This is a genomic window from Streptomyces poriticola, from assembly GCF_036689765.1.
Lineage (GTDB): Bacteria > Actinomycetota > Actinomycetes > Streptomycetales > Streptomycetaceae > Streptomyces > Streptomyces poriticola.
Map to the genome: position 1 here is coordinate 135433 of NZ_JBAGKH010000003.1, position 20652 is coordinate 156084.

Below are 20652 nucleotides of genomic sequence, written 5' to 3' on the forward strand. Positions count from 1 at the left end.
AAGCTCACTCCCCTACCGACGCCGTCGGCACCGCACGCGCGAAACCGCCGTCCACCATCAGGTTCGCCACCGTCTCCAACTCCGGCGGAGACCCCGCCAGCCGCGACAGAAACACGTCGAAGTCCTCACCGCAGGGCAGCAGCAACCGCTCCACCCGCTCCGCCGGCGACCACGACGCATCCACGTCCCGCGCATCGTCGTACGCGCAGAACCACACCGAACCGATCCGCTCACCCTTCACCTTCACGGCCAGCAGACCCCCCTGCACGAACGCGACCCCCAGAAAGTCCTTCGTCAGATGGTCCCGCAGACACTTGTTGACATAGACCAGGTCATTGACCGCCGCCTCCTCACGCACCGTGAAGAACGGCTGGTCCACCAGCAGCCCCAGCTCCGCGTCCAACGCCGTCCCCACCGGCGCACATCCACCCGCCGCCTTCAGGAACGACCGGAACGCACCCGGCAGCCGGTACCCGAGATCCTCCTCGACCCCCAGCACCTGCTGCTCGGTCACCGCCACACCCGACTTCGGCAGCCCGAAATGCGCCGGACGCGTCTCCTGCAACGGCCGCGTCCCACGCTTCGCCTGGTCCACCGCCGCCGTCGCGATCCCGCCGTGATGCCGCAGCAGCGACTTCACCTCGACCGGCACCAACTCCAGCCGACGCGTCCCCACCACGTGATGCCACGTCCAGCCGTGCGGCGTCGCCACCGCCGGCACCGTGTCCCACAACGCGTGCCCCGACGCCGCCAGCGCCGCGTTCGCCGACACATAATCCGTCAACCGCAGCTCGTCGACCCCGAACCCCTCCGGGGGCTCCGCAATCTCCGCCACCGCCCGGGCGAACGGCGAGAAATCGGGGAAACCGCGCTCATCCACCCGCACCCCTCTCGGGTGCCGGGCCGCCCTGACCGGATCCGGGAAATGCACGACCTGCCCGGCGTAGGCCACGTTCGGCGGCGCGGCCTGTTGCCCGAGCCGACCTGTCGTCATGACGGTTGCCCCCTGCGGCGTCTGTCTGTCAACACTGTCTCGATCACCGCTACGTCAAACGCGGTGCCCGACAGCCTATGCGGTACGACGACACCGGTCACCGGCACAGGTCACACCCCCCGACCCCACCCGTGACCAGCCGTCACCCCACCGTGACGCACCGCCCACCCACGAGCGGGACACCACGCCCCAGCTTCCGCACCAGCCACGGCATTTGGCACTCTGTGACCTCCGGGGGGATGCTCAGGAGGGGATGATGATCATGAGTGCGACACAGACGGGACCCCACACGGGCAGTCCGAACGACCCACGAACCGCCCCATCCGCGGACCCGCGCACCAGCGATCCCCACACCACCGACCCCCACACCGGCGACCCCCGCATCGACTGGAGCACCACCGACACCCACCACACCCCCACACTCCACCACCGCCGGGACGGCATCCTCCCCACCATCGCCGCCGCCCTCTCCGTCCGCGGCGCCACCCTCACCGGCACCGCCGCCCGCAGCGACACACCCCCCACCCTCCACCCCCTCGTCCAGGACTACCTCGACACCCTCACCAGCACACAACGCGACCGCTTCACCGGCCGCTGCGCCGAGACCATCCTCATCTCCCGGCACATCACCTCCGCCGACCAGGCCCGCAGCAAACGCGCCTCCCGCAAACCCATGACCAACGGCGAAGCCCGCAAAGCCCTCAAACACGCCAAACTCACCACCCGCCGCATCCGCGAGGACGGCGACCCCCTCCACGGCACCTTCGCCACCCCCTGCCGCGCCTGCACCGCCCTCAGCAACCACTTCGGCGTCCGCATCGTCGACCCCACCCACGACGGCTGACCCCACCCCCCACCCACCCACCACAAGAACCCAGGGCCGATGCACGCCGACCGCACCTCCACCACCCGCTTCCCCGTCACCGTCGACGCCACCCTCCGCGCCGCCGGCTGGCAACCCGGACGCTGGGACATCAAACAAGCCGAGATCTGGGCCGACACCCTCCGCGAACACACCTCACCCGCAGGACACCGCCACACCGTCTTCCCCGCCGCCGTCGAAGCCTGGGCCGAATTCGGCAACCTCCACATCACCCCCACCGGCCCCGGCCGCCAGATCACCCCCACCACCCTCCACATCGACCCCCTCCACGGCCTCCACCTCGCCCGCACCCTCGCCGACCTCGGCCGCACCCTCGACACCGACGTCTGCCCCCTAGGCGCCGAACCCGACACCCAAGCCCTCCTCGCCATAGACACCCAAGGCCGCGCCTACGCCCTCGACCACACCGGCGACTGGTACCTCGGCCCCGGCATCGACCACGCCCTCGCCACCCTCCTCACCGGCACCACCCCCACCCGCCTCACCACCACCTGACCCCACACCCCAGCCGGACCCAGGCCCGAGGCACTACACCGCCGGAATCACCGCCGACACCCGGAAACCACCCGCATCCGTCGGCCCCGACACAAACACCCCACCCAACGCCGACACCCGCTCCCTCATCCCCACCAACCCATTACCCCCCGACGGCAGCCCCGCCGACCCCGCAGAACCCGGCTCCGGCGGCGCCTCGTTCTCCACCTGCATAGCGATCTCCGACACCCGATGCGCAAGCCGCACATACGTCTTCGCACCCGCCGCATGCTTGTGCACGTTCGTCAACGCCTCCTGCACCACCCGGAACGCCGTCTGCTCCACCTCAGGCGCATACGACCGCACCTCCCCCTGCACCGACAGCGCCACCACCATCCCCGCCGCGGCCGACTGCCCGATCAACTCGTCCAACTCCGCCAGACACGGCCCCTCCCCCTCATCCCCCGCAGCCCGCGAAGCCGCCGCCGCAGCCGCCGCCCCCACCGCCGCCAACGGCACCGACGCCCGCTCCCACTGCCCCTCACCACCACTGCGCAACACCCCGAGCATCTCCCGCAACTCGGTCAGCGCCTGCCGCCCCATGTCCCCCACCAACGCGGCATTCCGCACCGCCTTCTCCGGATCCTTCCGCGCCACCGCCTGCAACGCCGCCGCATGCACCACCATCAGACTCACCCGATGCGCCACCACGTCATGCATCTCCCGCGCAATCCGCGTCCGCTCCTCACCCCGGGCCCACTCGGCCCGCTCCTCCGCCCGCTCCGCCAGCAACTGAAGCTCCCGCTCCAGACTGTCCGCCCGCTCCCGCAGACTCTCCATCAACCGACGCCGCGCCCCCACATACAGCCCCAGCAGCAACGGCGGCGCCGTCAACCCCAACGCCGTCGTGACCGACGCGAACGGAACCACCCAGGCCCCGACCCCCAGATCCTCCTGCGCAATGTCCTGCCGCAACCGCACGAACGTCACGATCAACGTCCCCACCAGCGACATCCCCGCCAGCGCACCGATGATCCGACGCGGCAGCTCCGACGCCGCAAGCGTGTACAGACCCACGATCCCCAGCAGGAAACCCATCTCCGCCGGCGTGATCGCGATCGCCACCAGCACCACCGCGATCGGCCACTGCCGCCGCACCAGCAGCACAGAACCGGCCAGCAACCCGAAGACGACCCCCGCCGCCACCGGAAGCCCGGCCTCCCGCGCGAACGGAACACCCTCCGCCGCACACTCCAACGCCGACAGCGCGGCGAGGCTCATGTCCAGCACCGCACTGCGCCGCCGGCCCCACCACCAAGGCCCTCCCCGGGCCGCCGGTACGTGATCTTCCCCCGTCGTGGTCATGCCTCCACCCTACGGGCGCACAGGGGCGCATTTCCGAGGAGTTTTCAAAGCGATACGACGCGATATCCCTCGAACGAATGAACCATCCCTCGTTCGGCTCCGGAATCGAGCATTCCGGCCGGACGGTATGCCCATGGCACATCCACACAACAAGTACGCCGACTTCGAGAACCTGCGCCAACAGGCAGTGGCGCTCCGGCGCGCGGGCTACAGCCTTCGGCAGATCCGGGACGAGCTGAAGGTCTTCAACAACGACATCCTCAACCAACTGGTGAAGGGAGAGTCGCCACCGGAGTGGACGAAACGTCCGAACGCGAAGGACGATCTGAGGGCGAAGGCGCGCGAGCTCCGGCTACAAGGCTGGACGTACGACCAGATCGAGGCGGAGCTGGGGTGCTCAAGGAGTTCAGTGTCACTGTGGGTCCGGGACCTACCGAGGCCTCAGCCTCGCTACACGCAGGAAGAGCAGCAAGCCCTTATGCGAGAGGGGCTGGCCAGGCGTCGCGCGACCGAGAACGAGAAGCGAAGGAAGGCGAAGCTGGGGGCCCGGCGAGAAGTCGGTGAGCTGACGGACCGCGAGCTCTTCATGGCAGGGGTCGCGCTGTACTGGGCCGAGGGCGCGAAGAGCAAGCCCTATGACCGGCGGGAGCGCGCCGTCTTCGTGAACAGTGATCCCGGCGTGATCCAGACCTACCTTGCGTGGCTGGACCTGCTCGACGTGGACCGGGAACGTCTGGGGTTCCGACTGCTCATCCACGAGTCCGCGGACGTCGACGCCGCGCACCGGTTCTGGGCAGGGATCGCAGAAGTCGACGCGTCGCTGTTCGCGAAGCCGACCCTCAAGAAGCACAACCCGAAGACCGTCCGTAAGAACACTGGCGACGACTACCACGGTTGTCTCGTCATCACCGTCGCCCGAAGCGCAGGCCTGTACAACCGCATCGAGGGCTGGTGGGGCGGGATCGTAACCCACGCGCAAGCACGTCTCCGGTAAGGTCTGAGGCGCGATCCCCCGTGGTGTAACCCGGCAGCACACCAAGTTTTGGTCTTGGCAGGTCAAGGTTCGAATCCTTGCGGGGGAGCCACAGCGCACAAGACCCCGGTTCGGGTCCCGACCGGCGAACGCCGCCCGTCGGGACCCGCACTCATGTCCCCCGGAAAACCCCCCGGTATCCTGCGGATGTCCAACCCCACCCACAGCCGAAGGGCATCCCGTGAGCGCCAACCGCCCGGCAGCCGTCGTCGTTCTCGCAGCGGGTGAGGGCACCCGTATGAAGTCGGCCACACCCAAGGTCCTGCACGAGATCTGCGGCCGCTCCCTGGTGGGCCATGTCCTCGCCGCCGCCGGTGAGCTGCAGCCCGAGAACCTGGTCGTCGTCGTGGGCCATGCCCGCGAGCAGGTCAACGCCCACCTCGCCGAGGTCGCCCCCGCCGTCCGCACCGCCGTCCAGGAGCAGCAGAACGGCACCGGGCACGCGGTCCGGATGGCGCTGGAGGAGCTGGGCGGCGCCGTGGACGGCACCGTCGTGGTCGTGTGCGGGGACACTCCGCTGCTGACTGCGGAAACGTTGCAGGCCCTCTCCGCGACCCATTCCTCGGACGGCAACGCGGTGACGGTGCTGACGGCGCAGGTGCCCGACGCGACCGGTTACGGCCGGATCGTGCGGGACGGGGCGTCGGGTGCGGTGACGGCGATCGTGGAGCACAAGGACGCGACCGAGGCGCAGCGGGCGATCGGTGAGATCAATTCGGGTGTGTTCGCGTTCGACGGCCGGCTGCTGGCGGACGCGCTGGGGAAGGTGCGGACGGACAACAGTCAGGGTGAGGAGTACCTGACGGATGTGCTGGGGATTCTGCGTGAGGCGGGTCACCGGGTGGGTGCCTCGGTGGCGGGTGATCATCGTGAGATCGCGGGGATCAACAATCGGGTGCAGCTGGCGCAGGCGCGTCGGTCTCTGAATGAGCGGTTGCTGACGCGGGCGATGCTGGCGGGGGTGACGGTGGTCGATCCGGCGTCGACGTGGGTGGATGTGACCGTGGACTTCGGGCGGGATGTGGTGGTGCATCCGGGGACGCAGTTGCTGGGGGTCACGTGGTTGGCCGATGGCTGTGAGGTGGGTCCGAATTCGCGGTTGACCGATACCCGGGTCGGGGAGGGTGCGCGGGTGGACAACGCGGTGTCGGTGGGTGCCGAGGTGGGTCCGGGGGCGAGCGTGGGGCCGTTCGCGTATCTGCGGCCGGGGACGCGGCTGGGTGTGCGGGCGAAGGTCGGTACGTATGTGGAGACGAAGAACGCGTCGATCGGTGAGGGTTCGAAGGTGCCGCATCTGTCGTACGTGGGTGATGCGACGATCGGTGAGTACACCAACATCGGTGCGGCGAGTGTGTTTGTGAATTATGACGGTGAGGAGAAGCACCACACGACGGTGGGGTCGCACTGCAAGACGGGGTCGGACAACATGTTTGTGGCTCCTGTCACGGTGGGGGACGGTGCGTACACCGCTGCGGGTTCGGTGATCACGAAGGATGTGCCGCCCGGTTCGTTGGCTGTGGCCCGTGGTCAGCAGCGGAACATCGAGGGTTGGGTGGCTCGCAAGCGTCCTGGGAGTGCGGCTGCGAAGGCGGCTGAGGCGGCGTCCCGGGAGCCGGGTGGCGAGGGCTGACCGGAAACTGGTGCGCTGAAGTGGGCGTACCGTGATAAGTGCACATCTGCACCCCCTATCAGCTGGACGTCCGCACCGTCGGCTGTGATACCTCTGAGGAGACTGTGCTGTGACCGGGATCAAGACGACCGGCGAGAAGAAGTTGATGTTCTTCTCCGGCCGCGCCCACCCCGAGCTTGCCGAGGAGGTCGCCCAGCAGTTGGGTGTCGGGGTTGTCCCGACGAAGGCCTTCGATTTCGCCAATGGTGAGATCTATGTGCGGTATCAGGAGTCTGCGCGTGGTGCGGACTGTTTCCTGATTCAGAGCCATACGGCTCCGATCAACAAGTGGATCATGGAGCAGTTGATCATGATCGACGCGTTGAAGCGTGCGTCGGCGCGCTCGATCACGGTGATCGTGCCGTTCTACGGTTACGCGCGGCAGGACAAGAAGCACCGGGGGCGTGAACCGATTTCGGCGCGTCTGATCGCGGATCTGATGAAGTCGGCGGGCGCGGACCGGATTCTGGCGGTGGATCTGCACACGGATCAGATCCAGGGCTTCTTCGACGGGCCGGTGGATCATCTGTTCGCGCTGCCGCTGCTGGCGGACTATGTGGGCGCGAAGGTGGACCGGACGAAGCTGACGGTGGTGTCTCCGGACGCGGGCCGGGTGCGGGTCGCGGATCGTTGGTGTGACCGTCTTGGTGCGCCGCTGGCGATTGTGCACAAGCGGCGTGACAAGGACGTGGCGAACCAGGTGACGGTGCACGAGGTCGTCGGTGATGTGAAGGGCCGGATCTGTGTGCTGGTCGACGACATGATCGACACGGGTGGCACGATCTGTGCGGCGGCGGATGCGCTGTTTGCGCATGGTGCTGAGGATGTGATCGTGACGGCGACGCATGGTGTGCTGTCGGGTCCTGCGGCGGATCGGTTGAAGAACTCGAAGGTGAGTGAGTTCGTGTTCACGAACACGTTGCCGACGCCGAACGAGCTGGAGCTGGACAAGATCACGGTGTTGTCGATCGCGCCGACGATCGCGCGTGCGGTGCGTGAGGTGTTCGAGGACGGTTCGGTGACGAGCCTGTTCGACGAGCAGTGACCGTCGGGTGGTGACCGTCGGCCGGTGATCGCCGGCCGGTGAGCGTTCTGCGGCGGTGACCGTTCTGTGGAGCCGGTGGGCTCTGTGATCGTTTTGGGTGCGGCCTCCTGGTCCGAGTAGACTGTCGAAGTTGCTCGGCGAGGGAGGCCGCACTCGTGTTTCCGCGGGTGTGGCGGTCCGTTATCGACGCGCTCTTCGTAGCAGGCCGTTCGTGGCCGGGTGACCACGTCCGTTCCAGCTTCTACGAGGAGTGATCATGTCCGAGGTGAAGATCGCCGCCGAGTCCCGTACCGAGTTCGGTAAGGGTGCCGCGCGTCGTATCCGTCGTGCCGACAAGGTTCCGGGTGTTCTGTACGGTCACGGTTCGCAGCCGGTGCACCTGACGTTCCCGGGTCACGACATGCTGATGGCGCTGCGTACGCCGAACGTGCTGATCTCGCTGGACATCGACGGCAAGTCGAACGAGCTGGCGATTCCGAAGTCGGTGCAGCGCGACCCGCTGAAGGGTTTCCTGGAGCACGTGGACCTGCTGCTGGTGAAGCGCGGCGAGAAGGTCCAGGTCGAGGTTCCGGTGGTGGCCGAGGGTGAGCTGGCCCCGGGTGGCAACCTGCTGGAGCACGTGCTGTCCGCGCTGCCGGTCGAGGCGGAGGCGACGCACATTCCGGAGCAGGTGACGGTGTCGGTGGAGGGTCTGGAGTCGGGTGCCTCGGTGCTCGCGAAGGACGTCGCTCTGCCGAACGGTGTGACGCTGGCGGTCGAGGAGGACGCGGTGGTTCTCCAGGTGCTGGCCGCTCAGGCGGAGGAGGCTCCGGCCGAGGGTGAAGAGGGCGAGGGCGGCGAGGAGGCTGCCGTCGAGGCCTGATCCTCGGTTCTCATCGGTGCGTCGGCCGCTGTTCCCGTGCGGGGCAGCGGCCGACGTGTATGTCTGCGCGTACGGATGGGGAAGAGCGCGTATGAAGGAGGCATGGACGTGACGACGGATGCTGCTGCTCCGTGGCTGGTTGCGGGTCTGGGGAATCCGGGGCCGGGTTATGCGGGGAATCGGCACAATGTCGGTTTCATGGTGGTGGATCTGCTGGCCGAGCGGCTGGGTGCGCGGTTCAAGCGGCATGGCCGGGCGCAGGCTCAGGTGGTGGAGGGCCGGGTGGGGCCGGCCGGGCCGCTGAGCCGTCGGGTGGTGCTGGCGAAGCCGATGTCGTACATGAACCTGTCGGGTGGTCCGGTGACGGCGTTGCGGGATTTCTACCGGGTGCCGACGGCGCATGTGGTGGCGGTCCATGACGAGCTGGACATCGACTTCGGGGTGCTGCGGCTGAAGCTGGGTGGCGGGGACAACGGTCACAACGGGCTGAAGTCGATGTCGAAGGCGATGGGGGCGGAGTATCACCGGGTGCGGTTCGGGATCGGCCGGCCGCCGGGGCGGATGCCGGTGGCGGATTTCGTGCTGAAGGATTTTGCGTCGGTGGAGCGCAAGGAGCTGGACTACTTCGTGGACCGGGCGGCGGATGCGGTGGAGTGTCTGGTGGTGGAGGGGCTGGAGCGGGCGCAGGGTACGTACAACTCGTGATGTGTCGCCGCGTTCTTCCCGGGGTTGGTTGACCGAGTGTGCAGGTATGGCCAAGGATCGCGGCCATGCCTTCTGCTGTCTCTCCCTCCCAGGGCTCTCCGGCGGTGTTTGCGGTGCTGCGGTTCGGGCGGTTCGCGCTGATGGGCTCGGTCGCGGTGCTGGTGCTGGTCGCCGGTGTGTGGGCGTCCTGGGGGACCGCGCAGCACGTGATGATGACGAAGGGGCGGGAGCGCGGCACGGTGGAGGTGGCGGGCTGCGGCGGGGGTGAGTGCCGTGGTCCGTTCCGGCCGTTGTCGGCGGGGGCGCGGGCGCGGGGTGAGGTGGTGTTCGAGCACTCGGTGGCGGTGGTGGAGGGGGAGACGTACACGGTGGTGGTGAAGCCGGGCAGTGATGATGTGGTGCGGTCGGGTCCGGCGGGGGTGCTGTATGCGTGGGTGCCGTTGGGGGGTGCGCTGCTGCTGGCGTCGGTGGTGGTGGCGGGCGGGTTGGGGCGCACGCGGTGGGGGTGGGTGCTGGCCGGGTCGGGGGTGGCGCTGCTGACGGCGGCGTTCGTGGCGGTCTGACGCGGGTACGGCGATGCCCCCCGCGCTCCGGGTGGAGCGCGGGGGGCATCGCCGTGTCGGGGTGGTGCGGGTCAGCCGGTGTTGCGGAGACCGGCGGCGACGCCGTTGACGGTGAGGAGGAGGGCGCGGGAGAGCAGCGGGTCCGGCTGGTCCCCGGCGCCGGCTGCGTCGCGCTGGCGCTTGAGGAGGGTGACCTGGAGGTAGGAGATGGGGTCGAGGTAGGCGTCGCGGATGCTGAAGGTCTGCTTGAGCACGGGCTGGTGGTCGAGGAGGCCCGCCTCGCCGGTGATCTTGAGAACTTCCGCGACGGTGAGTTCGTGTTCGGCCTTGATGGTGGCGAAGACGTGCTTGAGCTCGTCGGGGACGAGGGTGTCGACGTAGTGCTGGGCGATGCGCAGGTCGGTCTTGGCGAGGGTCATCTCGACGTTGGAGACGAAGTTGCGGAAGAAGTGCCACTGCTGGTGCATCTCTTCCAGGACGGGGTCGAGGCCGGCCTCGCGCAGGGCCTTGAGGCCGGAGCCGACGCCGAACCAGCCGGGGACGATCTGCCGGGACTGGGTCCAGCCGAACACCCAGGGGATGGCGCGCAGGCCGTCGAGTCCGGCGCCGGAGTCGGGGCGGCGGGAGGGCCGGGAGCCCAGGTGCAGCTCGGCGAGCTGGTCGACGGGGGTGGAGGCGAAGAAGTAGGCGGGCAGGTCGGGGTCCTCGACGAGGCGGCGGTAGGCGGCGTGGGCGGCGTCGCTGACGACGTCCATGGCGGCGTCCCAGCGGGCGAGGGCCTCGTCGGACTGGCGGGGGGCGGTGTGCAGGGCGGAGGCCTGGAGGGTGGCGGCGACGGTCAGCTCCAGGTTCTCCCGGGCGAGGGAGGGGACGAGGTACTTGTCGGAGATGACCTCGCCCTGTTCGGTGACCTTGATCTCGCCCTCGAGGGTGCCCCAGGGCTGGGCGAGGATGGCGTCGTGGGAGGGGCCGCCGCCGCGGCCGACGGTGCCGCCGCGGCCGTGGAAGAGGCGGAGGCGGACGCCGTACCGGTGGGCGACGTCGCGGAGGCGGCGCTGGGCGCGGTGGATCTCCCACTGTGAGGTGGTGATGCCGCCGAACTTGGAGGAGTCGGAGTAGCCGAGCATGACCTCCTGGACGTCGCCGCGCAGCGCGACCAGGCGCCGGTAGGAGGGGTCGGCGAGGAGGTCTTCCAGGATGGTGTCGGCGGCCTTGAGCTCGTCGGTCGTCTCCAGCAGCGGCACGATGCCGATCTTGGCCCAGCCGGCGTGCAGGTCGACGAGTCCGGCCTCCCGTGCGAGTACGGCGGCGGCGAAGACGTCGTCGGCGCCCTGGCACATGGAGATGATGTAGGACTCGATGACCTCGGGTCCGAAGACTTCCAGGGCCTTCCGGACGGTCTGGAAGACTCCGAGGGTCTTCTCTCCGGCGGCGTCGACGGGCGCGGGGGTCGGGGCGAGGGGCCGGCGCGACCTGAGCTCCTTGGCGAGGAGCTTGGCGCGGTATTCGCGGGGCATGTCGGCGTAGCGCCAGGACTCCTCGCCGAGCCGGTCGAAGAGCTGGCCGAGGGCGTGGTGGTGGGCGTCGGCGTGTTCGCGGACGTCCATGGTGGCGAGCTGGAGGCCGAAGGCGGCGAGGGTGCGGATGGTGCGGGCGAGGCGGCCGTCGGCGAAGAGGCCGCCGCGGTGTTCGCGCAGGGAGGTCTGGATGATCCGCAGGTCGGCGAGGAGTTCGGCGGTGCCGAGGTAGTCGCGGCCGTCCTCGTGGGGGGTGTTCTTCGCCAGCCGGGTCTTGGTGTTCTCCAGCTTCTGCCGGATGGCGGTGGCCTTGAGGCGGTAGGGCTCTTCGGCGTTGAGGCGCTTGTAGCGGGGGCTGATCTCGGGGAGGTTGTCGAGGTCGGCCTGGAGGGAGTCGAGGAGTTCCTGGGTGGCGCCGGTGTAGCGGATGGAGTTGGAGAGGAATCCGCGCAGTTCGTCGATCATCTCCAGGGCGTCGTTGATGCCGTGTTCGTGCTGGAGGATGAGGACGTCCCAGGTGACCTGGGGGGTGACGTTGGGGTTGCCGTCGCGGTCGCCGCCGATCCAGGTGCCGAAGGTGAGCGGGCGGGTGCCGTCGGGGAGGTTGACGCCGACGCGTTCGAGTTCCGCGGTGAGGTCCTCGAGGACGTCGCCGACGGCGCCGGCGTGGAGTTCGTCGAGGTAGTAGATGGCGTTGCGGGCCTCGTCGGCGGGCTCGGGGCGGACGACGCGGAGTTCGTCGGTCTGCCAGACGAGGTCGATGTTCTCGGCGAGGCGGATGTCGTGGCGGCGCCGGTCGGTCTCGATCACGGGGGTGTCGAGGAGGGCGGCGACGCGGCGGAGCTTGTTGAGGACGGAGCGGCGGGCGGCTTCCGTGGGGTGGGCGGTGAACACGGGGCGCACGTTGAGGTTGCGGACGGTGTCGCGCACGTGTTCGAGATCGGCGTCCTTGAGGCGGTCCGCGGTGCGGGAGATCAGGCCGCCTTCGGCGGAGCGCTTGGCGCGCAGTTCGCGTCCGCGGTGGACCTGCTCGGTGACGTTGGCGAGGTGGAAGTAGGTGGAGAAGGCGCGGACCAGCTTGGCGGCGGTCTCGAGTTCGGTGCCGCGCAGCAGCTCGGCGGCGGCCTCGCCGTCCTCTCGGGTGAGGCGGCGTACCTTCTCCACGAGTTCCAGCAGCTCGGGGCCCTCCTGCCGGACGAGGGTCTCGCCGAGGAGGTCGCCCAGCCGGCGGATGTCGGCGCGCAGGGCGGTGCTGGTCGTCGTCGTGGTGGTGTGGTCGTCGGCACTGCTCACGGGTAGCGGCTCCTTGCAGTAATCCGTCGGTGTGTCGCGCCGGCGACTCCCCGTGAGGGCGGCGGCGGGCGACGGGTGGGCTCGTCGGGGACAGGCCCGGACGGACGTCTCGCGCGGCGGGCGCCGCATACGGGCCGGACCGTCCGGGAAGGAAACTTCAGAGCGGACCGCGCTGTCCGACCGGTTCCCAGGATAGGTGTCGGCCGGGACGCGCAGACTCATGGGCTCTTGCCGCCGGACGACGCACTGCCATACTTACGACGCCGTAGGTTACGGGACCGTAGGAATGTGTGCGGTTTTCCCGCGGCCGGGCACCCGCCTCCACCCTCGACCCCACAGGGGACGCGCATGACCACGAGCTCCGATGTGATCGCAGATGCTCCGAAGAAGCCCGACGGAACTCCGGCGCCCTCGGCGACGCTGGGCGGCGAGCAGAAGCGTTCGATCGAGCAGATCACGCTGTTGCTGTTCATCACCGTGCCGTTTCTCGCGCTGGTGGCGGCGGTGCCGCTGGCGTGGGGATGGGGGGTGAGCTGGCTGGATCTCGGCCTGATGGTGTTCTTCTACTTCCTGGGCTGTCACGGGATCACGATCGGTTTCCACCGGCATTTCACGCATGGTTCGTTCAAGGCGAAGCGGCCGTTGAAGATCGCGTTGGCGATCGCGGGTTCGATGGCGGTCGAGGGGCCGCTGGTCCGCTGGGTCGCCGATCACCGCAAGCATCACAGGTTCTCCGACGCGGAGGGTGATCCGCATTCGCCCTGGCGGTACGGCGAGTCTGTTCCGGCGCTGATGAGAGGCTTGTGGTGGGCTCATATCGGATGGATGTTCGATGAGGAGCAGACGTCGCAGGACAAGTACGCGCCGGATCTGATCAAGGACCCGGCGCTGCGGGCGATCTCCCGCCAGTTCATCCTGTGGACGGTGGTGTCGCTGGCCCTTCCGGCACTGATCGGCGGGCTGGTGACGATGTCCTGGTGGGGGGCGTTCACCGGGTTCTTCTGGGGGTCACTCGTCCGGGTGGCGTTGCTGCACCATGTGACCTGGTCGATCAACTCGATCTGTCACGCGGTGGGCAAGCGGCCGTTCAAGTCGCGGGACCGCTCGGGCAACGTGTGGTGGCTGGCGGTGCTGTCCTGCGGTGAGTCCTGGCACAATCTGCACCATGCCGACCCGACGTCCGCGCGGCACGGTGTGGAGCGGGGCCAGATCGACTCCAGCGCCCGGCTGATCCGCTGGTTCGAGCTGGCGGGGTGGGCGTACGACGTGCGCTGGCCGTCACGCTCGCGTATCGATTCGCGGCGTCACACGGGCGAAGAGGACTCCCGGCGCCGGGAGGAGACGGCGAAGGCGGCATGATTGACGCCGTGGCGACCGACTCCAGCAGCACCCCGAGCAACGACAGGCCGAGGCGCGCCCGGCGCACCCGTATGACCGGTGCCGAGCGCCGCCAGCAGTTGCTGGAGATCGGTCGCACCCTCTTTGCGGCCAAGGGTTTCGAGGGCACGTCGGTGGAGGAGATCGCGGCGAAGGCCGGGGTGTCCAAGCCGGTGGTGTACGAGCACTTCGGCGGCAAGGAGGGGCTGTACGCGGTGGTGGTGGACCGCGAGATGCGGCGGCTGCTGGACATGGTGACCAGTTCGCTGACCGCCGGCCACCCGCGTGAGCTGTGCGAACAGGCGGCGTTCGCGCTGCTGGACTACATCGAGGAGTACACGGACGGATTCCGCATCCTGGTCCGTGACTCCCCCATCCCGCAGTCGACGGGTTCCTTCGCCTCGCTCATCTCCGACATCGCCACGCAGGTGGAGGACATTCTGGGCCGCGAGTTCAAGAGCCGCGGCTTCGATCCGAAGCTGGCCCCGCTGTATGCGCAGGCGCTGGTGGGGATGGTGGCGCTGACCGGCCAGTGGTGGCTGGACGTGCGCAAGCCGAAGAAGGCGGAGGTGGCGGCGCACCTGGTGAACCTGGCGTGGCACGGTCTGGACGGCCTGGAGCCGAGGCCGCGGCTGATCGGGCACCGGAAGAGCTGATCAGCGGGACAGGTGAAGCGGCTGGGGCTCGAGAAGCCGTGACCTACGAGATCGTCTTCGAACCCCACGCCGTCGACGCCGCAGCACGGTTCCTGAAGGAGGATCCGGCCGGCCTCGCGAAGGTCCTGGCCGCGATCGATGAACCGGCCCGTGGACCGCGACCGGCGGGATCGATGGCGTACGGCCCCGACATCCGCCGCCTGCGTGCCGGTGCCCACCGCGTCCTGTACGTCATCGCCACCGACGTCATCCGCATCCTCGGCACCCACCTGGGCCGGACGGGCTGACCGGCTCCCGGGGTCCGAGCCGGACGCGGTCGACCGGGCGGTCATCACGCCCCCTTGCACGCCACGGCGAAGATCCGGCGGAACGGGAACGGTGTGCCGTGCGGTCCGGGCGGATATGCCTCGCGCAGGGCCTCCCGGTAGTCGCGGAGGAATGCCTCCCGCCGCTCCGGGGTGTCGGCCAGGGCCGCCAGGACGGGGCGCAGTCCGGTTCCCTTCATCCAGTCCAGGACGGGATCCTCGCCGGTCAGCAGATGCACGTACGTCGTCTCCCACACGTCCGCCGCGCAGCCCGGGCCGGCCAGCTCCGCCAGGTAGTCCCGCGGGGCGAGGACGGCGTCGTCGTGGCGCAGGGTGTCCTCCAGGCCGTAACGGTGTGCGAGGTCGCGCAGCAGACGGTGGCTGGGGGCGTCGAAGTTGCCGGGGACCTGGAAGGCGAGGGTGCCGCCGGGGACGAGGGCGTCGGTGAAGCGGGGGAACAGATCACTGTGGCCGGGCACCCACTGGAGGGCGGCGTTGCTGACGATCAGGTCGTAGGGCCCCTCCGGCTCCCAGGTGCGGACGTCGGCGGCGGCGAAGTCGATGCGGCCGCCGCCCGCGGTGGGCCCGGCGTGCTCCTCGGCCCGGCGGAGCATCTCCGGGGAGTTGTCGTAGCCGGTGATGCGGGCGGTGGGCCAGCGGTCGGCGAGCAGCCCGGTGACGTTGCCGGGGCCGCAGCCGAGGTCGGCGATGCGGGGCGGCTCCCCGGGCAGGCCGGGGATCCGGGCGAGCAGATCGGTGAAGGGGCGGGCGCGGTGTCCGGCATGGCGGAGGTACTGCGCGGGGTTCCAGGTGGGCGCGGCGGTGGGCATGGGGCCTCCCCGGGGAAGACGGCGACACGACCATCATGCCGGGCGGGCAGGCGGGTTCCCCTGGCGCGTACCCCCGGTAGCCGGCGGCCGGGCCCTCGGCGGCCGTCCGGGATCGGCCGCGGGTCGCCGTCCCACCGCCCGCACCGTCCCGGCCCGGCGTCCCGCCGCGTCCCACTGCTCGGGCCGTGACCGCAGGTCAGCGAGGCGGGAAGGTCCAGGATTTCCCGGCCGGGCCGGGATCTCTTGGCCGGCCGCATGCCGTGAGCACAGGATCGACGGGCCGGCGCGGAACCCGCCCGCACCGGGCGGGACTCGACGCGGGATCTGAACCCGCCCGCACCGGCGGGACTCGACGGGATCACGGAGGGGACAGGAATGAATCTCAGGAAGCAGCTCTCGGGTGTCACCGGTGCGGTGGCGGTCGCCGCGGGACTCCTCGCCGGCACCGTCGCCGCGGCGCCGGCCGCACACGCCGCCCCCACCTGCACGACCGCCGTCCTGAAGAACATGGGGCAGTCGTACTACGCGAACCAGCCGTCCACCTCGAACTGGTCGACGTCCTGCATCCTGTCCCAGGGTTCCCGGGGCTACGCCGTGGAGGCGCTTCAGCGGTCGCTGAGGATGTGCGTGAACTCCTGGACGCGCAACAACGTCGTCGTGGACGGCATCTACGGCCCGAAGACCGCGCAGGCCGTGAGGTACGCGCAGGCCATGTACGGCTCCGCCGTCGACGGTGTGTACGGGCCCAACACCCGTGACGCCATGCGCTGGTGGTCGGAGAACTACGGCGGGGGCGCGGACGCCTGCCGCGGCTGAATCCGGCGCCGGACCACCGCGCCGCCCACCGTGCCGTGGCTCGGCGGTGACGCCGGCCGGCACCGACCGGAATCGCCAGTTGCCCTGCTCCGCAGGGATTTCATTTCCTCCCCCGCCTGAAGGCGGGGGTATCCACGAAAGGACTCAGATGAACCAGCGGAACACTCTGCGCGCCCGGCTGACCGGCGGATTCGTCGCCGCGGTGGCGCTGGCCGGGCTGGCTGCCCCGGGTGCGGCCCAGGCTGCCACGCCCGCATCCGGCGGCAGCCCCCAGGTCGCCGCCGCGTCGGACGTCAGGGCCGCCGCCGCGTCCTGGCGGACCATCAGCACCCACCGCACGGCCCTGACCTGCCAGGCCGCCAAGGCCAGGCTGGAACTGTCCACTCCCTGGGTGCTGCGCTGCCAGTCCGCGGGCCTCTTCACGCACCGTCTCCAGCGCTACTCCTGACCCACCTGCGAAAGGCCGACCATGCGCATGCGGAACGCGGCAGCGTCCCTCGCCGTCCTGGGGCTGCTCACCACCGGAACGGTCGTCGCCACGGCCGGGACCGCCCAGGCAGCCACCCACTGTCAGGGCTACTCGACGTACAAGTACGGATCGGCTCTGCTCTACAAGCCGACCACGAAGAACAAGAGCCGCAACACCAACTGCATTCTCGCCCGCGGGGACGGCTACGGCGGCGGCAGCCAGCTCAACGCCGTCGCCTGGCTCCAGCGCTCGCTGAACAGGTGCTTCGGTACGGACCTGGACGTGGACGGGCTGTACGGTCCGGCCACCGTCGGCGCGGTGAAGACCGCCCAGCGGGTCAAGGGCCTGGCCCAGGACGGTGTGTTCGGGCCGAAGACCTCCCGGTACATGAACTGGGCGAGGATGGGCTCGGGGAACACCGGCTGCACGTACGGGGGTCATCCGTAGCGGGAGCACGGGACGAGGGGACCAGGCCGAGGGCCGGGGACCGGGGCGGGGCGTCGGCCACCGCGCCGGGCCCCGGCCCTCTGCGGGCGCGCCTCGGCGCTCTCGGACCGGTCTGGGTACCCTGGAACACCCGGGCCCGGCCTGCCGAGATGCCGCCCGGAAGGGGACGGTTCGGTGCGACCAGAGTCTGGGGGGCGTTGTCCATGGACCGGCAGCAGGGATCGGAGCGGGCGTTAGATCCGCAGGTACAGCGGTTCGTCGACCGGCTGCGTTGGCTCAAGGACACCCATGAACTCAGTCTCGCGGCACTCGGCCGGCGCACCGGCTACAGCAAGTCCTCCTGGGAGCGGTATCTGAACGGCAAGTCCCTCCCCCCGCCCGAAGCGGTGCGGGAGCTGGCCCGGCTCTGCAGGACCGGCGAGGACGGTCTGCTGGTGCTGCGGTCGCTCGCCGAGGAGGCCTGGAACGGTGCCCCGCCGTCCGCAGGCCCGGCGGACGGCGGCCCCGCCGACGAAGCCGAGGCGGCCCGCACCGCCGCGGAGAGCGACGGCGCGGCGGCAGCGGGCACCGCGGAGCCCACCGCACGCCGCAGAGGGCATCGACGTACCGCCCTCGCCGCGGCGGTCGGGGCCGGGATCGTGGCCGTGCCGGGGGTCGTCGCTCTGCTGCTGTCGGCCGCGGACTCCTCGTCGGCGGACAACCGGCAGGTTGCGGAGTCGGCGTACGTCTTCGAACCGGGCCGCACCTACAGCTGCGACATCCACCGTGAGAAGGGCCTGCTGCACGCCGGTAGCAGCGACACCACGGACGCCGTGCTGCAGCAGATCAGCACCAGTTGGGACGTGGTGGAGGCACAGTGTCTGCTGGAGTACCGAGGCTATGAACTCGGTGTCGTGGACGGCGCCTACGGCGCGGCGACGGAGCGGGCGGTCAAGCGGTTCCAGGACCGGTCCGGCCTGGTGCCGGACGGCATCATGGGCCCGCACACCTGGGAGGCACTGCGGCGGTGAGCGGACAGTCCCTGCCGCCCGAGCGGGTGCGCCTGGCCCGCGAGCTGACCGTGCTGCGGGAGCTGACGGGGCTGAGCCTTGCGGCGCTCGCCGCGAAGACCACCGCCAGCAAGTCGTCCTGGCAGCGCTATCTCAGCGGGGCCCAGCTGCCCCCGCGTGAACTGGTACGGGATCTTGCCGCGCTGGCGGGCCGCCGCGCCGGACCGCTGCTGGCCCTGTGGGAACTGGCAGCCGCCGCCCGGCCCGTGCCGGCCCCCGGTGCCGCACCCGGGGGTCCGCGGGCCGCCTCCACCGTGTCCGGCCGGCCGTCCGCCACCGCCCACGCGGACTCGTCCCCGCGGGGCCCGGGGCGGGGGCCCGAGGTGTCCGTGCCGCGGCCTCGGCGGCGCCCCCGCCAACTCGCCGCCGCCCTTTCGAGCGGTCTGCTGCTGGGCGTCGCCGCGATGGGCGCCACGCTGGTCATCCGTTCCGACAAGGGGCCGGATCCCATCCGGCCCGGCTGCCAGGGGGCCCAGTGCACCGGCAAGAGAGCGCTGCCGCAGGCCTGTGCCCTGGCCGGCGGCGATCTGCGGACCCTGGCCGAGCGGCGCTACGCAGGCCGGACGGCGCTGGAGATCCGGTACAGCGGGGACTGCTCGGCCGCCTGGGCACGCCTGCGGTTCGGCCGGGTCGGCGACCGGATCGAGATCGGTGCTCCCGGGCAGCCCCGGCAGTCCGCCGAGGTCGCGGACAAGTACGACGCCGAGGGCTATCTCACCACCCCGATGGTGGGTGGCGGGCCCGCCGGGCTCGAGGCCTGCCTGGTCTCCGCGGGCACCGGCGAGCGGCAGTGCTTCCCGTCCTGACACGTCCCTGCGCACTCCAGGCCGCACCCCTTCGGACCGCCGGGGCGAGAGAAAATTACCTCGCGATCAAGATAGTTGACATCAAGAGACTTCACGTCGACACAACCACTACACTGATCGTCATGGAGGACGAGGTCGATCGGCTGGTCGCAGCGTGGCGCCGGGAGCGCCCGGACCTCGACGTGGAACCGCTCGAGGTACTCAGCCGGGTGAGCAGACTGGCCCGGCACCTGGACCGCGCACGTCGGCTGGCCTTCGCCGAGCACCAGCTGGAGCCGTGGGAGTTCGACGTGCTGACGGCGCTGCGCCGGGCCGGCACCCCGTACCAGCTCTCCCCCGGCCAACTGCTCACCCAGACGCTGGTCACCTCGGGCACGATGACCAACCGCATCGACCGCCTGGCCAAGAAGGGCCTGGTGGAGCGGCTGCCCGATCCCAGCGACCGGCGCGGGGTGCTGGTCCGGCTCACCGACGAGGGCCGGGACCGCGCCGACCAGGCCCTGGCCGGGCTGCTGGACCAGGAGCGGGCGATCCTCGTGGAGCTGTCCCGGGCCCAGCGCGGCGAGCTGGCCGCCCTGCTACGCCAGCTGACCGCCCCGTTCGACAACATCCCCGGATAGGTCGGCCGGACCGACCCCGGCCCGGCGGGCCAGTGCGACGGCGGCGAGCGTCGAGTGGACACCGAGCTTGCCCAGGACGTTCTGCATATGGGTGCGCACGGTGTGCGGGGACAGATACAGCCGCTCGGCGACGGCCTTGCGGCCCAGCCCGGCCACCATGCAGCGCAGCACCTCCCGCTCCCGCGGGGTCAGCGACTCCACCAGCCGCTCGCTCTCGGTGCGGTGCTTGCGGGCCGCGGTCAGCTCCCGCAGCACCCCCGTCAGCAGGGCCGGCGGCAGATGAGTCTCGTCGCGCAGGACGCCCCGGATCACGGTGAGCAGCCGGGACAGTGAGCAGTCCTTGGCGACCCACCCGGAGGCACCCGCCTGCAGGGCGAGTGCGGCGCGCCGCGGATCGTCCTTCTCCGCGAGCACCACGACCCGTACCTGCGGCTGCGCCGACCGTACCCCCGTGACCAGCGAGATGCCGTCGACGAGGCCGTCCTCACCGCCGTCGCGCACGGGCACCGGGGCGGCCGGCCGGGTGCCGCCGCCCGCCCCGCCGCCCAGATCGGCGTCGACGAGCAGCACGTCGTACCGGCGCCCGTCGGCCGCCGCCCGGTCCAGGCAGCGCAGTGCGGCCGGGCCGCTGCCGGCCGCGGAGACCTCGACATCGGGCTCGGCGGCCAGGGCCGCGGCGAGCGACTCGGCGAAGATGCGGTGGTCGTCGACGACCAGGACTCGGATGCGCACCACACAACCCCCTCCCCCACGCTCCCGAAGAGCAGGGGATGCTCATCGTCGGAGGACGACACCGGTACGGTCACGGCGCCCACGCGCACCGCGACGGCCTCCCATGGATCACGGACCGCACGGCCGGCCGCCGTACGGAACC

General features: G+C 70.3%; 22 protein-coding genes and 1 tRNA gene. 18 read left to right on the forward strand and 5 right to left on the reverse strand.

Going from position 1 to position 20652, the window contains the following annotated elements; genetic code table 11:
• Nucleotides 1–4: 4 nt before the first annotated feature.
• Nucleotides 5–994: an SMI1/KNR4 family protein gene (locus V5O46_RS05670; protein WP_332883317.1), complete on the reverse strand. Its 990-nt coding sequence runs from the start codon at nucleotides 992–994 to the stop codon at nucleotides 5–7.
• Between the two features lie 262 nt (nucleotides 995–1256).
• Here V5O46_RS05670 and V5O46_RS05675 point away from each other — a divergent pair, with 262 nt between their 5' ends.
• A complete protein-coding gene (locus V5O46_RS05675) occupies nucleotides 1257–1838 on the forward strand; it encodes a YwqJ-related putative deaminase (protein ID WP_332883318.1) in 582 nt (193 codons plus the stop codon).
• 39 nt (nucleotides 1839–1877) lie between these two features.
• Nucleotides 1878–2372: an SUKH-3 domain-containing protein gene (locus tag V5O46_RS05680; RefSeq protein ID WP_332883319.1), complete on the forward strand. Its 495-nt coding sequence runs from the start codon at nucleotides 1878–1880 to the stop codon at nucleotides 2370–2372.
• 33 nt (nucleotides 2373–2405) lie between these two features.
• Here the strand turns inward: V5O46_RS05680 and V5O46_RS05685 are convergent, their stop codons facing one another.
• On the reverse strand, nucleotides 2406–3716 hold the full coding sequence (locus V5O46_RS05685) for a sensor histidine kinase (RefSeq protein ID WP_332883320.1): 1311 nt from the start codon (nucleotides 3714–3716) through the stop codon (nucleotides 2406–2408).
• 133 nt (nucleotides 3717–3849) lie between these two features.
• On the opposite strand from V5O46_RS05685, the gene V5O46_RS05690 reads away from it, so the two are divergent.
• The 7 genes from V5O46_RS05690 to V5O46_RS05720 all read left to right on the forward strand — a co-directional run bounded on the left by V5O46_RS05690 (nucleotide 3850) and on the right by V5O46_RS05720 (nucleotide 9593).
• Nucleotides 3850–4710 carry a helix-turn-helix domain-containing protein gene (locus V5O46_RS05690; protein WP_332883321.1) on the forward strand — a complete coding sequence of 287 codons (861 nt, stop codon included), beginning with the start codon at nucleotides 3850–3852 and terminating at the stop codon, nucleotides 4708–4710.
• Nucleotides 4711–4724: 14 nt separating this feature from the next.
• A tRNA-Gln gene (locus V5O46_RS05695) sits at nucleotides 4725–4801 on the forward strand.
• 129 nt (nucleotides 4802–4930) lie between these two features.
• On the forward strand, nucleotides 4931–6379 hold the full coding sequence (gene glmU / locus V5O46_RS05700) for a bifunctional UDP-N-acetylglucosamine diphosphorylase/glucosamine-1-phosphate N-acetyltransferase GlmU (protein ID WP_332883322.1): 1449 nt from the start codon (nucleotides 4931–4933) through the stop codon (nucleotides 6377–6379).
• A 109-nt stretch (nucleotides 6380–6488) separates the two neighbouring features.
• Nucleotides 6489–7463 carry a ribose-phosphate diphosphokinase gene (locus V5O46_RS05705; protein WP_332883323.1) on the forward strand — a complete coding sequence of 325 codons (975 nt, stop codon included), beginning with the start codon at nucleotides 6489–6491 and terminating at the stop codon, nucleotides 7461–7463.
• A gap of 256 nt (nucleotides 7464–7719) precedes the next feature.
• Nucleotides 7720–8325 (forward strand): 50S ribosomal protein L25/general stress protein Ctc, encoded by a 606-nt coding sequence (locus V5O46_RS05710; protein WP_332883324.1) that lies wholly within the window; start codon nucleotides 7720–7722, stop codon nucleotides 8323–8325.
• Nucleotides 8326–8427: 102 nt separating this feature from the next.
• The gene (pth, locus tag V5O46_RS05715; protein WP_332883325.1) at nucleotides 8428–9030 is read left to right on the forward strand and encodes an aminoacyl-tRNA hydrolase; all 603 of its coding nucleotides are present in this window, start codon (nucleotides 8428–8430) and stop codon (nucleotides 9028–9030) included.
• A 65-nt stretch (nucleotides 9031–9095) separates the two neighbouring features.
• On the forward strand, nucleotides 9096–9593 hold the full coding sequence (locus V5O46_RS05720) for a hypothetical protein (RefSeq protein WP_332883326.1): 498 nt from the start codon (nucleotides 9096–9098) through the stop codon (nucleotides 9591–9593).
• A gap of 71 nt (nucleotides 9594–9664) precedes the next feature.
• On the opposite strand, the gene ppc is transcribed toward V5O46_RS05720, so the two are convergent.
• Nucleotides 9665–12403, reverse strand: a complete 2739-nt coding sequence (gene ppc / locus V5O46_RS05725; protein WP_332883327.1) for a phosphoenolpyruvate carboxylase — start codon at nucleotides 12401–12403, stop codon at nucleotides 9665–9667.
• A 348-nt stretch (nucleotides 12404–12751) separates the two neighbouring features.
• Here ppc and V5O46_RS05730 point away from each other — a divergent pair, with 348 nt between their 5' ends.
• The 3 genes from V5O46_RS05730 to V5O46_RS05740 are packed head-to-tail and all read left to right on the forward strand — an operon-like array spanning nucleotide 12752 to nucleotide 14723.
• Nucleotides 12752–13762 carry an acyl-CoA desaturase gene (locus V5O46_RS05730; protein WP_332883328.1) on the forward strand — a complete coding sequence of 337 codons (1011 nt, stop codon included), beginning with the start codon at nucleotides 12752–12754 and terminating at the stop codon, nucleotides 13760–13762.
• Nucleotides 13759–14436, forward strand: a complete 678-nt coding sequence (locus V5O46_RS05735; protein WP_332883329.1) for a TetR/AcrR family transcriptional regulator — start codon at nucleotides 13759–13761, stop codon at nucleotides 14434–14436. Before V5O46_RS05730 ends, V5O46_RS05735 begins: the two co-directional genes overlap by 4 nt.
• A 38-nt stretch (nucleotides 14437–14474) precedes the next feature.
• Nucleotides 14475–14723, forward strand: coding sequence for a type II toxin-antitoxin system RelE family toxin (locus tag V5O46_RS05740; RefSeq protein ID WP_332883330.1), 249 nt, complete (start codon nucleotides 14475–14477; stop codon nucleotides 14721–14723).
• A gap of 44 nt (nucleotides 14724–14767) precedes the next feature.
• Here the strand turns inward: V5O46_RS05740 and V5O46_RS05745 are convergent, their stop codons facing one another.
• Nucleotides 14768–15571, reverse strand: a complete 804-nt coding sequence (locus tag V5O46_RS05745) for a trans-aconitate 2-methyltransferase (RefSeq protein WP_332883331.1) — start codon at nucleotides 15569–15571, stop codon at nucleotides 14768–14770.
• Between the two features lie 375 nt (nucleotides 15572–15946).
• Here V5O46_RS05745 and V5O46_RS05750 point away from each other — a divergent pair, with 375 nt between their 5' ends.
• From V5O46_RS05750 to tamR, 6 genes are all read left to right on the forward strand, one after another.
• Nucleotides 15947–16387 carry a peptidoglycan-binding domain-containing protein gene (locus V5O46_RS05750; protein WP_332883332.1) on the forward strand — a complete coding sequence of 147 codons (441 nt, stop codon included), beginning with the start codon at nucleotides 15947–15949 and terminating at the stop codon, nucleotides 16385–16387.
• Between the two features lie 148 nt (nucleotides 16388–16535).
• Nucleotides 16536–16835 carry a hypothetical protein gene (locus V5O46_RS05755; RefSeq protein ID WP_332883333.1) on the forward strand — a complete coding sequence of 100 codons (300 nt, stop codon included), beginning with the start codon at nucleotides 16536–16538 and terminating at the stop codon, nucleotides 16833–16835.
• Between the two features lie 27 nt (nucleotides 16836–16862).
• Nucleotides 16863–17303: a peptidoglycan-binding domain-containing protein gene (locus V5O46_RS05760; RefSeq protein WP_332883334.1), complete on the forward strand. Its 441-nt coding sequence runs from the start codon at nucleotides 16863–16865 to the stop codon at nucleotides 17301–17303.
• Between the two features lie 203 nt (nucleotides 17304–17506).
• Complete coding sequence (locus tag V5O46_RS05765) at nucleotides 17507–18313, forward strand: peptidoglycan-binding protein (protein ID WP_332883335.1); 807 nt, start codon at nucleotides 17507–17509, stop codon at nucleotides 18311–18313.
• Nucleotides 18310–19158: a DUF2690 domain-containing protein gene (locus V5O46_RS05770; protein ID WP_332883336.1), complete on the forward strand. Its 849-nt coding sequence runs from the start codon at nucleotides 18310–18312 to the stop codon at nucleotides 19156–19158. Before V5O46_RS05765 ends, V5O46_RS05770 begins: the two co-directional genes overlap by 4 nt.
• 122 nt (nucleotides 19159–19280) lie before the next feature.
• Nucleotides 19281–19778, forward strand: coding sequence for a MarR family transcriptional regulator TamR (gene tamR, locus V5O46_RS05775; protein WP_332883337.1), 498 nt, complete (start codon nucleotides 19281–19283; stop codon nucleotides 19776–19778).
• Here tamR and V5O46_RS05780 read toward each other — a convergent pair.
• A complete protein-coding gene (locus V5O46_RS05780) occupies nucleotides 19737–20513 on the reverse strand; it encodes a response regulator transcription factor (protein ID WP_332883338.1) in 777 nt (258 codons plus the stop codon). The genes tamR and V5O46_RS05780 overlap by 42 nt on opposite strands.
• Between the last annotated feature and the right edge of the window lie 139 nt (nucleotides 20514–20652).

Excerpts from the sequence above, each read along its gene's own strand:
- V5O46_RS05670 (WP_332883317.1), bottom strand. The coding sequence starts at position 994 with ATGACGACAGGTCGGCTCGGGCAACAGGCCGCGCCGCCGAACGTGGCC.
- V5O46_RS05675 (WP_332883318.1), top strand. The coding sequence starts at position 1,257 with ATGAGTGCGACACAGACGGGACCCCACACGGGCAGTCCGAACGACCCA.
- V5O46_RS05680 (WP_332883319.1), top strand. The coding sequence starts at position 1,878 with ATGCACGCCGACCGCACCTCCACCACCCGCTTCCCCGTCACCGTCGAC.
- V5O46_RS05685 (WP_332883320.1), bottom strand. The coding sequence starts at position 3,716 with ATGACCACGACGGGGGAAGATCACGTACCGGCGGCCCGGGGAGGGCCT.
- V5O46_RS05690 (WP_332883321.1), top strand. The coding sequence starts at position 3,850 with ATGGCACATCCACACAACAAGTACGCCGACTTCGAGAACCTGCGCCAA.
- V5O46_RS05710 (WP_332883324.1), top strand. The coding sequence starts at position 7,720 with ATGTCCGAGGTGAAGATCGCCGCCGAGTCCCGTACCGAGTTCGGTAAG.
- pth (WP_332883325.1), top strand. The coding sequence starts at position 8,428 with ATGGACGTGACGACGGATGCTGCTGCTCCGTGGCTGGTTGCGGGTCTG.
- V5O46_RS05720 (WP_332883326.1), top strand. The coding sequence starts at position 9,096 with ATGCCTTCTGCTGTCTCTCCCTCCCAGGGCTCTCCGGCGGTGTTTGCG.
- V5O46_RS05730 (WP_332883328.1), top strand. The coding sequence starts at position 12,752 with ATGACCACGAGCTCCGATGTGATCGCAGATGCTCCGAAGAAGCCCGAC.
- V5O46_RS05735 (WP_332883329.1), top strand. The coding sequence starts at position 13,759 with ATGATTGACGCCGTGGCGACCGACTCCAGCAGCACCCCGAGCAACGAC.
- V5O46_RS05745 (WP_332883331.1), bottom strand. The coding sequence starts at position 15,571 with ATGCCCACCGCCGCGCCCACCTGGAACCCCGCGCAGTACCTCCGCCAT.
- V5O46_RS05750 (WP_332883332.1), top strand. The coding sequence starts at position 15,947 with ATGAATCTCAGGAAGCAGCTCTCGGGTGTCACCGGTGCGGTGGCGGTC.
- V5O46_RS05755 (WP_332883333.1), top strand. The coding sequence starts at position 16,536 with ATGAACCAGCGGAACACTCTGCGCGCCCGGCTGACCGGCGGATTCGTC.
- V5O46_RS05760 (WP_332883334.1), top strand. The coding sequence starts at position 16,863 with ATGCGGAACGCGGCAGCGTCCCTCGCCGTCCTGGGGCTGCTCACCACC.
- V5O46_RS05765 (WP_332883335.1), top strand. The coding sequence starts at position 17,507 with ATGGACCGGCAGCAGGGATCGGAGCGGGCGTTAGATCCGCAGGTACAG.
- tamR (WP_332883337.1), top strand. The coding sequence starts at position 19,281 with ATGGAGGACGAGGTCGATCGGCTGGTCGCAGCGTGGCGCCGGGAGCGC.